Source organism: Kitasatospora sp. NPDC004240 (assembly GCF_053603215.1).
The window spans coordinates 1-13,055 of sequence record NZ_JBSGFD010000218.1 but is presented as its reverse complement, the minus strand read 5'-3'; the positions used below and the strand labels follow the sequence as shown (position 1 = coordinate 13,055).

At 70.4% G+C, this 13,055-nt stretch carries 12 protein-coding genes and 2 pseudogenes; 5 read left to right on the top strand and 9 right to left on the bottom strand.

Going from position 1 to position 13,055, the window contains the following annotated elements:
• Positions 1 to 327 precede the first annotated feature (327 nt).
• Positions 328 to 1,530: an IS110 family transposase gene (locus ACWEQL_RS35925; protein WP_452154655.1), complete on the top strand. Its 1,203-nt coding sequence runs from the start codon at positions 328 to 330 to the stop codon at positions 1,528 to 1,530.
• Between the two features lie 18 nt (positions 1,531 to 1,548).
• Here ACWEQL_RS35925 and ACWEQL_RS35920 read toward each other — a convergent pair.
• Both ACWEQL_RS35920 and ACWEQL_RS35915 read right to left on the bottom strand, forming a co-directional pair.
• A pseudogene (locus tag ACWEQL_RS35920) lies at positions 1,549 to 1,781 on the bottom strand (hypothetical protein).
• Between the two features lie 291 nt (positions 1,782 to 2,072).
• On the bottom strand, positions 2,073 to 2,366 hold the full coding sequence (locus ACWEQL_RS35915) for a hypothetical protein (RefSeq protein ID WP_452154653.1): 294 nt from the start codon (positions 2,364 to 2,366) through the stop codon (positions 2,073 to 2,075).
• Between the two features lie 198 nt (positions 2,367 to 2,564).
• On the opposite strand from ACWEQL_RS35915, the gene ACWEQL_RS35910 reads away from it, so the two are divergent.
• Positions 2,565 to 3,812, top strand: coding sequence for a BTAD domain-containing putative transcriptional regulator (locus ACWEQL_RS35910; RefSeq protein WP_452154651.1), 1,248 nt, complete (start codon positions 2,565 to 2,567; stop codon positions 3,810 to 3,812).
• Positions 3,740 to 4,339 (top strand): hypothetical protein, encoded by a 600-nt coding sequence (locus ACWEQL_RS35905; RefSeq protein WP_452154657.1) that lies wholly within the window; start codon positions 3,740 to 3,742, stop codon positions 4,337 to 4,339. The genes ACWEQL_RS35910 and ACWEQL_RS35905 overlap by 73 nt, the downstream gene beginning before the upstream one ends.
• Positions 4,340 to 4,500: 161 nt before the next feature.
• On the opposite strand, the gene ACWEQL_RS35900 is transcribed toward ACWEQL_RS35905, so the two are convergent.
• The 5 genes and pseudogenes from ACWEQL_RS35900 to ACWEQL_RS35880 form a co-directional block, all read right to left on the bottom strand.
• Positions 4,501 to 5,286 (bottom strand): HNH endonuclease, encoded by a 786-nt coding sequence (locus ACWEQL_RS35900; RefSeq protein WP_452154649.1) that lies wholly within the window; start codon positions 5,284 to 5,286, stop codon positions 4,501 to 4,503.
• 77 nt (positions 5,287 to 5,363) lie between these two features.
• Positions 5,364 to 6,869: an AAA family ATPase gene (locus tag ACWEQL_RS35895; RefSeq protein WP_452154647.1), complete on the bottom strand. Its 1,506-nt coding sequence runs from the start codon at positions 6,867 to 6,869 to the stop codon at positions 5,364 to 5,366.
• Positions 6,870 to 7,127: 258 nt separating this feature from the next.
• Positions 7,128 to 7,390: pseudogene (locus tag ACWEQL_RS35890) on the bottom strand (ISAzo13 family transposase); the annotation flags it as partial.
• A 66-nt stretch (positions 7,391 to 7,456) separates the two neighbouring features.
• Positions 7,457 to 8,902 carry an NF041680 family putative transposase gene (locus ACWEQL_RS35885; protein WP_452154645.1) on the bottom strand — a complete coding sequence of 482 codons (1,446 nt, stop codon included), beginning with the start codon at positions 8,900 to 8,902 and terminating at the stop codon, positions 7,457 to 7,459.
• A gap of 381 nt (positions 8,903 to 9,283) precedes the next feature.
• On the bottom strand, positions 9,284 to 9,892 hold the full coding sequence (locus tag ACWEQL_RS35880) for a hypothetical protein (protein WP_452154643.1): 609 nt from the start codon (positions 9,890 to 9,892) through the stop codon (positions 9,284 to 9,286).
• Positions 9,893 to 10,999: 1,107 nt separating this feature from the next.
• Between ACWEQL_RS35880 and ACWEQL_RS35875 the strand changes: the two genes are divergently transcribed.
• Together ACWEQL_RS35875 and ACWEQL_RS35870 are read left to right on the top strand one after the other, a co-directional pair.
• Positions 11,000 to 11,140: a hypothetical protein gene (locus tag ACWEQL_RS35875; RefSeq protein WP_452154641.1), complete on the top strand. Its 141-nt coding sequence runs from the start codon at positions 11,000 to 11,002 to the stop codon at positions 11,138 to 11,140.
• An 83-nt stretch (positions 11,141 to 11,223) separates the two neighbouring features.
• Positions 11,224 to 11,910: a DUF6766 family protein gene (locus ACWEQL_RS35870; protein ID WP_452154639.1), complete on the top strand. Its 687-nt coding sequence runs from the start codon at positions 11,224 to 11,226 to the stop codon at positions 11,908 to 11,910.
• Between the two features lie 3 nt (positions 11,911 to 11,913).
• Here ACWEQL_RS35870 and ACWEQL_RS35865 read toward each other — a convergent pair whose 3' ends face one another.
• A complete protein-coding gene (locus tag ACWEQL_RS35865) occupies positions 11,914 to 12,153 on the bottom strand; it encodes a DUF6296 family protein (protein ID WP_452154637.1) in 240 nt (79 codons plus the stop codon).
• On the bottom strand, positions 12,150 to 12,560 hold the full coding sequence (locus tag ACWEQL_RS35860) for an STAS domain-containing protein (protein WP_452154635.1): 411 nt from the start codon (positions 12,558 to 12,560) through the stop codon (positions 12,150 to 12,152). Before ACWEQL_RS35860 ends, ACWEQL_RS35865 begins: the two co-directional genes overlap by 4 nt.
• Positions 12,561 to 13,055 lie beyond the last annotated feature (495 nt).

Here is a 13,055-nt window from a genome sequence, read left to right as displayed (position 1 = left end):
CGGACACGGCACGCGAGCGGTCATGACAGCACCCCCGAAGAAGTCTCTCCTCACCGATACTGCCGACCTGACCCCATGTCAACAAACCACCGGTACCTTCTTCAGGGCTCCGCAATGGGGCCTCCGGCCTTCGGGTCCGGCATGACTTCCCCCCTTGTTGTTCATGATCCGGGGGGTGGTGTCACCGGGCCCGGAGGCATCGACGGACCGCTGATGAGGGGCTTGAGCATCGGGCTTCACCCGAGCCGGAAGAGCTCTCCGTAACGTGGATGTGGCAGCTCGGTGCCGAGGCAAGGCCGGACGAAAGCGTGATGGAGGGGCCTGCGCGTGATCGACACCGGCGACATCGATGTCTTCCTCGGCCTGGACGTCGGCAAGGGCGAACACCACGCCACCGCTGTCACCCCGGCTGGGAAGAAGGCGTTCGACAAACGCCTGCCCAACACCGAACCCAAACTCCGCGAGCTGTTCGCGAAACTCCAGGCCAAGCACAGGACCGTGCTGGTCGTGGTCGATCAGCCGGCCTCGATCGGGGCCCTGCCGCTGGCGGTCGCCCGCGACATGGGTTGCCCGGTCGCCTACCTGCCGGGACTAACGATGCGGCGGATCGCCGACCTCTACCCCGGCGAGGCGAAGACCGACGCGAAGGACGCGTTCATCATCGCGGACGCGGCCCGCGCGATGCCGCACACGCTGCGGGCCATCGACGGCGAGGACGAGACGATCGCCGAGCTGGAGATGATCGTCGGCTTCGACGACGACCTGGCCGGCGAGGCGACCCGGGTCGCGAACCGGCTCCACGGCCTGCTAACCCAGATCCATCCGTCGCTGGAACGGGTACTGGGGCCGCGGTTGCAACACCCGGCCGTCCTGGCCCTGCTGGAGCGGTTCGGGTCCCCGGCCCGAATACGCAAGGCGGGCCGTCGGCGGCTGGTCACGCTGCTGCGGCCGAAGGCGCCGAGGATGGCCGAGCGGCTGGTCGAGGAGATCTTCGCCGCGCTGGACGAGCAGACCGTGACCGTTCCGGGGACCGAGGCGGCCGCGCTGATCGTCCCCAGCCTGGCCGGATCGCTGGCCGCCGTTCCCGACCAGCGCAAGCTGCTGGCCGGGCGGATCGAGGAACTCCTGGAGGCCCACCCTCTTTCGAAGGTCCTGACGTCGATGCCGGGGGTCGGCGCCAGGACCGGAGCCCGCATCCTGATCGAGGTCGGCGACGGCAGCACCTTCCCGACCGCCGACCACCTCGCCGCCTACGCCGGCCTCGCCCCGGCGACCCGGAGCTCAGGCTCCTCGATCCGCGGCGAACAGCCCTCCCGGAGAGGAAACAAGCAGCTCAAACGGACCTTCTTCCTCTCCGCGTTCGCCGCACTCAGCGACCCGGCATCGCGGGCCTACTACGATAAGAAGATCGCCCAAGGGAAGCGCCACACCCAGGCCCTGCTCTGCCTCGCCAGACGCCGGGCCGACGTCCTGTTCGCGATGCTCCGCGACGGGACCCTCTACGAGCCCAAACCGGCTACGGCCAGGTGAGGAGTCCAGACTGCTCGATCAATCCTCCGGCCGAAGCCGCTGACGAGCGGCCTCAAGCCGCTGGTCATAGTCAGGCGCGAACAGCTCAGAAGTGACTTGTCGAGCGTTCCAGCGATCCGATGGATCGGAGCCCAGACCGCCGGATCGTCGACAACGCGGCTGAGGTCCGTCATCTGGAGCTTCTCCAGCCAGTGCGACAGCACCAGTGCCTCGGCACTCGTGAGCTGGATCGTGACCTGGCTATCACTCATGCACACCCCTACGGCTCGGCCCGCCCTTGCCCGCACGAACCTACTGGCCTCGGACCTTGACCAAACACATAGGGGCCCCCGTGCGACGCGGTATCCCGACACGCCCGGGCGAGGTCGGGGCGGGACCGGATCCCAGGCAACGGCCGGACCGGACCCGGTCCCGGACGCGCGGGCTGCCCTACGCGCGCCGTCGCCGGGCCCGCCCCGGGTGCTCCGGTCAGCGGCGCAAGCCCGGCGCGAACGGCGTCCTCATGCCCCCGCGCCCCGGCAGGCCACCGCCCCGGCGGGCCCTCAGCTCTGCACGAGCAGGTTCCATACCGTCCCCCGGTGTCCCCGGTCCTCGCAGAAAGCCAGCTTGCCGGGGTGCCGGTTGGCCCAGGCCACGGCGGCCGACTCACAGGAGCTCAGGCTGGGGTAGGTGGCGATCACCGTCCAGCCGGTGACCGCAGACGGGGCCTTCGCCGGGGCCCCGACGGCGGCGGAGGCCGCGGCGAACGCCGGAGCCGCCTGGGCCGGCGCGGCCAGTGTGCCTACGGCGAGCGCGGTGCCGAGGGCGAGCCCGGCCATGGTGTGACGGATACGCATGATCTGCCTTTCGTTGAAACGGTCGGTCCGGTCTGCTGCCGTGCCCCGTCCCGCCTGCGACCGGCGGCCTCCGAGGCACGTCGACAACTCTGCTCGGCCGACCTGAGGCAAACCCTGAGCAAACCTTGACGTCACAGGTGAGACTGTCAACTCATCGATCGAAAAAGGACGTTGAACTCAAGAGAGAGGCATCGCGGCATGGTCGGGTTCCGCATCCTGGGCCCCCTGGAGGTACTCGCCGGCGGACGGCCCGTCCCGCTGGGCCACGCCCGGGAGCAGTGCGTCCTCGCCGCCCTGGTCGTCGACGCCGGCCGCCCCGTCCCGGTCGGCCGGCTGATCCGCGACGTGTGGGGCGAGGACGCGAGCGACCAGGCACGGAACACGCTCTACACCTATGTCTCCCGGCTGCGCCGCGTGCTGGGCCCGCTCGACGTGCCGCTGACCCGCGGACCCGGGGGCTACGTCCTGCGGGTCGAGGAGGACGCCGTCGACGCCCACCACTTCCGCCGGCTGGCCGCCCGCGCCAAGAGCGCCGACGACTCCACCGCCCTGACTCTGCTGGACGAGGGGCTCGCCCTGTGGCGGGGCGAGCCGTTGGCTGGGCTGGAGGCCCCCGGGCTGGACACCGTCCGCGAACACCTGGCGGCCGAACGCCGGGAGGCCGAACTGGCGCACACCGACCTCATGCTCCGGGCCGGGCGCCACAGCGAGTGCCTCGCCGCGCTGTCCACCCGGGCCGCGGCCCTCCCCCTCGACGAACGCCTCGCCGGACAGCTCCTGCTGGCCCTGTACCGCAGCGGCCGCCTGTCGGAGGCGCTGGAGCGCTACCGGCGGACCCATCGGCTGCTGGCCGAGGAACTCGGCACGGAACCGGGTCCGGCCCTGCGCACCCTGCACCGGCAGATCCTCGACAACGATCCCGCACTCTCCCTCCCCGCCCTGCCGCCCGCAACCAACGACGCCAAGGCCACCGGCGGCGCCAACCCCCTTCCGGTGCCACGCCAACTTCCCTCCACACCAAACCAGTTCACCGGGCGCGAGCGCGAGATCGCCGGACTCGACCGGGCCCTGGCCGAAGGCCCAGCGGGACCAGAGGGCGCCGCCACCGGCCGTACGGTCGTGGTGAGCGGGATCGGCGGCATCGGCAAGACCTGGTTGGCCCTCCACTGGGCGCACCTGCATCGCAAGCGCTTCCCCGACGGCCAGTTGTACGTGGACCTGCGCGGCTTCGCGCCCCACCGGGACCCACTCCCCCCGGCGCTGGCGATGGGCTCCTTCCTCGACGCCCTCGGTGTCCCCCACGACACCCAGCCTGCCGAACCGGAGACGCGGCTCGGCCTCTACCGCAGCCTCGTCGCGGGAAACGGCTCCTCATCGTTCTGGACAACGCCCGCGACGCCGAGCAGGTCCGCCCACTGCTGCCCGGCTCCGGCCTCTGCACGGTGATCGTGACCAGCCGCAGCCAATTGCCCGAACTCATCGCCGCCGACGGCGCCCGCCTCCTCGCCCCGGCAGCCCTCACCGACGACGAGGCCCGCGGCCTGCTCGCCCACCGCCTCGGCGGCCACCGGATCGCCCGGGAGGCCGAGGCCGTCGGCTCCATCGTCACCGCCTGCGCCGGGCTGCCCCTCGCACTCGCCGTCGTGGCGGCCCGGGCCACTACCAACCCCGCCTTCAGCCTGGCCATGCTGGCCGGTGAACTGCGCGACGCCGCCGGCGGGCTGGACGCCTTCGCCGAAGGCGGTACGGTGCTCAGCCCGCGCTCGGTGTTCTCGTGGTCGCGCCGCGCCCTGAGTGACGACGCCGACCTGTTGTTCCGCCTCCTCGGCGTCCATCCCGGACCGCAGATCAGCAGGCCGGCGGCCGCCAGCCTGGCCGGCTTCTGCCAGTACCGCACCGGCGCCGCGCTCGGCGAAAAGGAGGCGCTGAACCAGTTCTCACTCTTCTTCGAGGACCGGCTCAGCATCCAATAATCCCAAGGCACTTACACGAGATCGCTTACACGCCCTCCCCACCGGGCTGGTCAGCGTTCGACGTGGCTGCGGACGGTGAGGGAGGCCTCCCGGACCGTACGTCCTGCCGCATGTAGGGAAGCGGCCGGCCCTGTACCTGCCCCGCGGTCCGGGTGGTCTCTTCAGAAGGCTTGTTCGCAGAACCGATCGCTGTGGGCGAGGCATCGGTACATGGCGCTCTGCCAGGAGTTGGGGTTGGCGTCGGCGCGGGAGTCGGCCTGCTGGCTGAGGTAGGCACGCAGTTGCTGCGGCCCGGCGGCTGTCCGCAGGTCCCGCAGGAACTTTTCCTGGCCGCGGAGCTCCGTGGCGGCATGTGCCATGTATCGCTGCGCCAGCCGCAGCGAGGTGAAGTGGTGGGTGAGCCGGGCGGTGAGGTCGGGGTCGGTGTTCGGAGGTGTCCGGACGGAGAAGACGATCCAGACGGGGTCTTCGAAGCGGGGCTCGGCATGGAGCCAGGTCACGCCGCTCAGGTCGTCGTAGTACGGGTGGATGAATTGTTCCCCGGCGGTGGCGGGGGCGCGGTTGGACTTGGTCTTGTTGCAGTCGCCGCAGGCGGGGATCAGGTTGGTCGGGGTGACGGCCAGGGCCGGGAACGTCGCCTTCGGCAGGACGTGGTCCAGGGTGCTGACCATGCCCGTGGCGCACAGCGGGCAGATGCCGTTCGGGGCAGCCTGGCGTAGCGCGTCGTAGATGTGGCGGCCGCTGGAGCCGGGTTGGGCCATACGCTGGGTGTAGAGCTGGGTGCGCAGGTCGTCGGTGGTGACGGCGAGAGGTTCTCCCATTCCCTCGTTCTCCGGCTTGAACATCTCGGATCGTAGGGTGTGGAGCACGCGGCAGATCCCCGCGAGCTCGTAGCGCGCGGATGCCTTTTCGACGGCGGAGGCGGCGGCGAATATCCGCTCTCTCAAGTCCGTGTCCTGGATCGAGCTGCAGCAGGATATGAGTGCCTGAACGGCCGTGTACTGGGGCCGGGGAACGCGGAGCATCAGTTCACGTCCGGGGCGTTGCGGGTCGCCAGAAGAATGCGGACCAGGGCCCGCGCCTCGCCGCCGAGCTGGTCGCCGAAGCGAGCCAGGACTTCCTCGTAGCTGCGGCACTCGGTGACCGCACGCCGTAGCTCCCGATGGAAGCCGGAGTGGGTCACCTCCAGGCCGAAGACTTCGTGGGTCAGGGTGCCCACGTTCTCGCCGTAGGTCTCGATCGTCGGCCGATCGGGCTTCAGCAGGTCGCCGTTCCTGCGGAGTTTCCACACGCACCCACGCGGGACCTCCTGCAGGACGACGGGTGAATGGGTGGCGACGATGGCGACGGCGTTACGCTGCACGAGCAGCTCGGACAGGCATCGTACGAATGCCGATAGTAGCGGCGGGTGCAGGTGCGTCTCGGGCTCGTCGATCAGGACCAGCGACTGCTCGGCGATGGTCTCCACGAGGCGGGTCACCGTGAGAACGACGATCTTGTGACCGGAACTCAGGCGGCTGTAGAGCAGGGACGCCTGATTTTGGAGGTCCTCTGCCGCGATGGTGTCGGTCGTGTCCAGGCGGCTGAGAGAAAGGATGTCATGGCCAGCGAGGACGGGGTCGGCTTCCTGTAGAACTCTGATGGCCTTGCGCCACCGGTCCAGCTGCACACCCCAGGAGATCTCCATGAAGCTCCGGCCGAATTCCTCGCCGGACAGAGGGAGGGCCGACGTCTCGGCGGACTCGGGGTGCGGATGGATCCCGACGTAGACGTACCTGCTGTTGCGGGCCGCGAATGCGGCGGCGAAGGGGTCGAAGGCGCTGAAGGAGACCGAGACCAGGTTGGTGAAGCTGGCCTCGTTGCCTTCCCGGGCGACGAGTCTTCCCGGCCCGTGCCCGAGGAAGGAGGAGCTGACGTGCTGGAGCAGGGTGGTCTTGCCCGTGCCGTTGCCACCGATGACGACGTGCACGTTGCTGGGAGGGTTGGAGTTCGGCTCGACCTTGAACCCGAGCTCGTAGTCGAACCAGCGGGGATGCCCGGGGGCGGACATGTACGAGAAGTCGTAAGGTTTCAGGCGGGCTCCGCCTCCGGTGATTCGGCGGAACTGACCCTTCACCGTCTCCGGCTTGACCTGCCGCAGCAGGGATCTCCTCACCACATCCTCTCCGACGACCACGTCGAAGAGTTCCTCGTCCAGGGCCAGGTCCCGGAGCGCAAGGAGAACCTGCTCCCCTAGGGAGTCCGGGAGAGCTCTCAGCCCTGTGTAGTAGGACTCGTCCTGGCCGAGGGAGAAGTAACCGTCCGGCAGGCTCCCGAACCGGTTGGGCAGCTGCACCCGGCCCCCCGGAGGCATGGGATTCTGCGCGATCTTCACATACCCGATCTCATGGCGGTGGCCCTCGGGCATGTCGACGACGAGATTGAACAGGGTTCGGTACCCCCAGTCGTCCCACCCGTCATGCACCAACCAGCCCTTCTCCCACGCCTTCGGTACCGGCATGGCCAGCGCATCCACGACCTCGAACTGCACCGCGCCTCCTTGGTTTCAGCATCGGCAGGTCTGAGAATCTACCGCCCGGCACCCGAGGTGACGGCCCCTGCTGAACTCCGTATTGTCCCGGGTGGCGGCGTCCGCAGTGTCCCACCGTCGGCCACTCGCCCACCTCGGCCGCACACCCGGCTTCCGACGGTCAGGGGGTGTGACGGAGCTGGGGGCGGGATCCGCGTCCGGCCGTCTGCAGGCCTGGAGTGGGTACATCCCCGCCTTCGGCGAGCCGCAGTCCCGGGCCGGGTTCACCTCCGCCGCTTTCTTGCGTCCGCCCCCGGGTCGGCGGGCCCCCAGCGGTTCGGCCCCGGACTCCAGCTCGTCCACGCCCTTGCGGACCGTGGTCTCGCTGGCGCCGGCCGCCTGCGCGACCGTCCGGATCCGCCATGACCCAGCAGCCGGGCCTCGGCTGCCATCAGCAGACGCCGCTGCCGCTCATCCAGGTGCGGGAACAACACCTCGAACTTGAGGGCAAGTTGGCCGCGGGTCGACTCGGAGATGCGCATACCACATCAACGAGCTGCAAAGCGGGAAGCAACACGTTGATTCTCTGCGAGCCCTTAGCTTGGAATTTATCCTCGTCGGGCTTGGTGTTCCTTGATCGTTTCGGCGCGTTTGACCGTCTTTCCGACGTCGTGACGTGTGGCCCGCTGCTTGTTCTTCGAGCCGGGAGGTCGTCCCGGGCCCGGCTTGGACGGTTTCGGTGCCGCCGCTGGGCGAGCGGTGGTCGGGCGGATGTTGCGAAACCCCCGCCGCACCCGGGCAGGGGTGAGGCGGCGGGGCTCGGCGGGCCGCTCCCAGGGGCGGCGGAGGTCCTCGGCCAGCGGCCGGGCGAGGCGGAGTTGCGTGTGGGCGGCGATGATGAGCCAGGTCCACAGGTCGGCGCTGTCGGCGTGGCGGATCTTCGGAGCGGTCCAGCCGAGCGTCTGCTTCGTCAGCCTGAAGGTGTGCTCCAGGTCGAATCTGCGGAGGAACGACTGCCACCAGCGGTTCACATCCGCGCCGGTGGCGGCGGTGGACGAGCACCACAGCCAGACCGGTTTCGGATTCCGGTCGCCCGGCAGGCGCTCGACCTTCAACCGGACCAACGCCCCATGCAAGATTGGCAGTTCCTCCTCCGAGTGGTCCAGCCAGGGGCCGCGGTGGGTGAGCCTGGGGTGCATTCGGTCCCACGCGATCGCCTCCGCAGTGCCGTAGCGGGTGGTGTCCGTGACCGTGGTGACCTCGGGCTGATGCCAGCTCTCGGGCTTCGCGAAGGAGAGGACGCCGCCGTGCCGACGCGGGCGCCCGCCCTTCGGGGTGGAGCGGGCGGGGCCCGCGTCGCGGAGCATGACGCGGTCCGAGCGCAGGCGCCCGACCAGCACGGCCGGAAGGTCCGCGAGAGCGTGGGAGAGGTAGGCGACGTCGTAGCCGGAGTCCATCGTGATCAGGATCTCCGGGTCGCCCGGCTGCCAGTGTTCGGCCTGTCTCAACCGCTTGACGACGTCGCGCAGTTGGGTGGCGGTGACGGCGGTTGCGTCGTCGGCCGGCCCGAGACGCACGGCGTCCAGCAGCGCGACCCAGGAGGTGCGGCCCGTTTCCGGGGCGGCGACGAAGGAGTACGGCCAGCCCGGCACGAACTGGTCCGTGCTGCGGTCACCCCGTCCGTAGACGTGACAGAACAGCCGGTCGTCGCTGGTCGGGGCATCGGGGCGGAGCCAGTTGCTCACGTCCACGGCCAGCACGATCCGCCCGTCGGCAGCCCTCGGCAGCGGCAGCGCGGCCCGGGCGCGGCGAAGACGCGCCGGCTCGGCCCAGCCCCGGTCCAGCGCGGCGTACAGGGCGCCGTGCCCGCGCCGGTGCTCGACCGCGAGCGACAGCTCGGCCAGGGTCTTCACCGGCCCGTCCGCGCACAGCACCGCGTCGGTGAGCTCGAAGAGTGCGTCCGAGCGGGCGTAGAGGCATTCGTAGAACTCAACCCGAAAGCGGGACAGGAGAGCCAATGCCTGGCCTGCGGGCGCGTCGACGGCAAGACTCATAGGCAGCGGCCGTTCTCTCGTGCTTCGTGACTCGACATCTCGAAGCGTGGAGAACGGCCGTCTGCGCTGTCTCGGGAAGAACCGCAGATCAGCAGGTCGGGTGACCTGCGAGGTTAAACGTCAAGCTGAGACCTGCTGAACCCGGGCCGGGCATCTCCATGGCGGTGCGCCGCTGGCGCCCCGCCAGGAACACCCGGATGCTGTTGGCGAATGTGGCTGATCGGCTGCGGTGGGTGACGCCGGTCTCCGAGAGTGTTCTCGGAGACCGGCGTTTGCCGTTGTGGGGTGTGGCGTGTCGATGCAGGCGAGAGCGGCTTCGGCGGCTTCGGAGAGGAAGACGTGCGGCGGCGCCGACTGCTGCTCAGGTTGGTCGGTCACCGGTCACCAGAAGCGGTAGTGGGCCACCGCCCTTGCGAGGTACTGCTTGAAGGGGACCGGGTCCCGGTCGGAGTCTGCGGGAAGCAGCAGGGGTTCGCCGTTCTCGTCGCGACCGATGCAGCCGAGGCGTTGCGTGCGCGCCACGGCGGCGACGTCCCAGCTCATCGGGGATCCGGTGTCCCACATCACCCACTGCTCGGCCGAAAGCCCGGTACGCAGGCGCGACTTCTGCACGTTGCGGCGGACATAGGGCCTGACGTCCTCCCAGGTGTCCCGCAGCCGTGAGATTCGGGCGACCGGGTACGCGATGGCCCGGTCATCCAGGGCGAATGGGCCCAGAATCCAGCGCCAGTCGATGATCACCGTGCGGTCCACCGAGGTGAACGGCCTGGGGTAGCGTTTGGCCAGGATCGGAACCGGCTGTGCTCCCGCGGCCCGCAACGCGCGCAAGGCCTGAGCGAGCAGGCCCTGTACCTCGTCTGCGGTCTGCTGCCACCGCGCGAACTCGGCCTGCTCCCGGGCCGCGATCCGTGCGCCCTCTGCCGCGTGTCGCGCGGCATCGGAGGATGCGCGTCGCCGTTCGGCCGCCACCAGGTCCTCGAAGTCCGACACACTGCACCCCTCGCTGCGCTGGACACCACGGCGGCCCCGGCCCGGTGTACGGCGCCAGCATAGGGATCCCGGGCTTCTGCTGTCCGGCCGTTCGCGCGGAACGGCGGCACCGTGGCAGTGCAGGCCGCCGGATTCCCGGAACGGACGCGAGCCCGAGCGGCCCCGCCGGTGCGGATTCGGCGCGCCGGCCGACCGCACCCCGCGGTGCTGCCGGCTGGCGCGCTGCCCGGCGCCCGGGAGCCGCGGAAAGGTCGTGCCGCAACCTCAGGACATCGTGCCGCCGACGTTGCGGATCAACTGCTGAAGCACCTTGAGGGCGGCGACGTAGTCGGCGTCGTCGATGCCCTCGTAGGACACGGGCAGGCCGTGGGTTCGGCACGCGCCGCCGAGGCTCGGGCCCCGCAGTACCCACTCGCCGCTCCTCCCCGTCGGCCGGCCGCCGTCCACTACCACGGGTGGCGGGCCCGAAGGGGCGGCGGTCGAAAGCATTCCCGCGGCCCCGGTCACAGGGTCGGCAACCAGGCAGCGTGACAGAAAGCACCGCCGGCCACCGCCCGGCCGACGGGCCAGAGATCAGGGGACGGTGTGAGGGTCGCGCGGACGCCAGTCGGCCTGCACCCGATCAAAGGGCGCAGGCCGGTCATTGACTCCGACAGGCGCCAGGCGACACCACCCGCCTGGCATCGTTCCCTACTCCCCCGTCCGAAGCGCCGATCCGGCTCTGGGGTCCCACATCCTCCAGGAACGTGCACCGGCTGCACGGACGGCCCCGGGCTTCGGCCGCGCCTGGCCGGGTCGGCAGCGCGGGTGTGCTGCGATGTCCCGCATGAGTGTGTGGTCCGGGCGGCACGTGTCGTGCGGTGCGGTGATCGTTCTGGTCCTGTCGGCGGGCGCAGCGGGGTGCGGGCAGTTGTCCGGCCGGGAGGACGCGGCCGCCGCGGCGGTGTCCCGGTTCGAGCGCGATGCCGTCCGCGGGGACGGGGCGGCGATGTGTGCCGCCCTCGCGCCGGGGACCCGGGAGGAACTGGAGGACCAGGAGAAACGGGCTGCGAGCAGGCGGTCACCGGCCTCGGCCTCCCGGGCGGCGGGGCGCTGCGCCGTATCGATGTGTTCGGGCAGCAGGCCCGCGCCGTCCTGGAGGCCGACACCGTGTTCCTGTCCGTCTTCTCCGGCGCCTGGAAGATCACCGCCGCCGGCTGTGAACCCCGTCCCGACATGCCCTACCGGTGCGATCTGAAGGGGGACTGAGCTGTGCGTGCCCTGTTCGCCCTGTGTATCACGGTCGTGGTCGGCGGCCTCGTGTACTTCACCACGATCGGGCTGTTGCAGCGGTGAGCGCCGCCACCCGGTTCCTGCGGGACAACGGGCTGACCCTGGCCTTCGGCGCCGGATTCCTGCTCACGCTCGCCGGCCAGGCGGCGGCCGGCCAGGCCGATCTGAACAACCAGCTCGTCGCCGCCGGCCTGCAGCCGCTCGGCCTCGCCGGCTACCTCACGAGCTCGCAGTTCGCCGTGGACGTCACCGAGAACTGGCAGTCGGAGTACCTGCAGTTCTTCCTCTACATCTTCGGCACCGTGTGGCTGCTGCAGCGCGGCTCGCCGGAGTCGAAGGAGCTGGGAAAGGCCGGCACCGAGTCGGAGCGCGAGCAGAAGATCGGTCCGCACGCCACCGGCGAGTCCCCCGCGTGGGCCCGCGAACCGCGGGGTGTGCGCCTGGCGGTGTACTCCCGCTCCCTCGGGCTGGTCATGGCCCTGTTCTTCCTCGGCTCCTGGGTCTCGCAGTCGATCACCGGCTGGTCCGCCCACAACGCCGAGCAGCTGCGTGATCTGCAGGCACCGATCACCTGGGGCCAGTACGTGCTGTCCCCCGGCTTCTGGAACCGCACCCTGCAGAACTGGCAGTCCGAACTCCTGGCGGTCGCCTCCATGGCCATCCTGTCGGTGTACCTGCGCCAGCGCGGCTCACCCGAGTCCAAGCCCGTCGGCGCCGCCCACCACTCCACCGGCATCGAGGGATGACGGTCATGGCAGGGGGACGGCGTGCAGGCAGGTGTGCCGGCCGGGACCGGTGGGAGCGGCGAGCGGCCGGGCCACTCCCTGAGTGATCTCGACACGGAAGGTGCCGTCGGCGTCCTCGAAGACCGGCTGGCCGTCGGCGGTGGTCTCGCCGGTGGCATGGACGATGACGACCTCGGGCGGAGCGTGAGCGCCGGGAGTGCCGGGCAGGGTGACCGCGTAGCGCGGGGGCGGGACGAGGTTCATGACCGCCCCCGGTGCCGCGGGTCGCCGCCGTCGAGCGCGGCCCGCACGCTGTCACAGACGGTGAACACTTCGTCGGCGCCGGTGATCTCCAGCAGCCGGCGGACCTGGGGTGGGGGCGCGGTCAGGATGAGCCTGATACCGGCCGTCTCGGCGTCGGCGCGGGTGACGAGGAGCGCGTTGAGGCCGGCGGAGTCGCAGAAGCCGACGCCGGCCAGATCGACGAGGAGCCTGGCCGGACGATCCTTGACCGCCTGGACGAGGGCGTCCTCCAGCTTCGGTCGCTGGTCCAGGTCGATCTCGCCTTCGAGGCGGCAAATGGCAGCCGACCCGGTGGCCACCGTGGTGATCCGCAAAGCCGGGGCGGCGCTGTCGCCGTCGTCCTTCAGGTTGTCCTGCCTACCGGACATGAGCGGGCTCCCTCCCGTGAGGGAAGCTGTCCACCACCCAGCCTGCCCAGCCGACGAAGGGGAAGCAAGCACGGCGTTGCCGGAGCCGACCGCTCAACCGGCCCCGACAACACCTGGCGTGTGCCCGAACCGCACGCCGCAACCCCTCAGCACAGTGAAGGGTCCGGCCCCGCTGATGGGCCCACCGCGCCCGCCACCCGAACGGCCGCTCCTTCCGGCGCTTCGGGTCGATGGTGAGGAGGATCCGCGATTTCAGGAATCGCCATCAATGGCGGCACGACCGCAGCGGACGCCCGGCCCCCGGCCCGAGGGGCGAACGTTGTCCCGAAGGCCGAAAGGTTCAGGGCGCGGTCGCGCCCTCCACGGCGAGAAGCTCCACACCCCCCGGGGGGCCGGCCAAGACCCGCCACAGCAAGAACAGCTGGGGGCCAGCGCCGAAAGGTACTTCGCGATCCCGATCCAGGCCGTGGAGGAATGACCGCTGCGCCCGTGTCG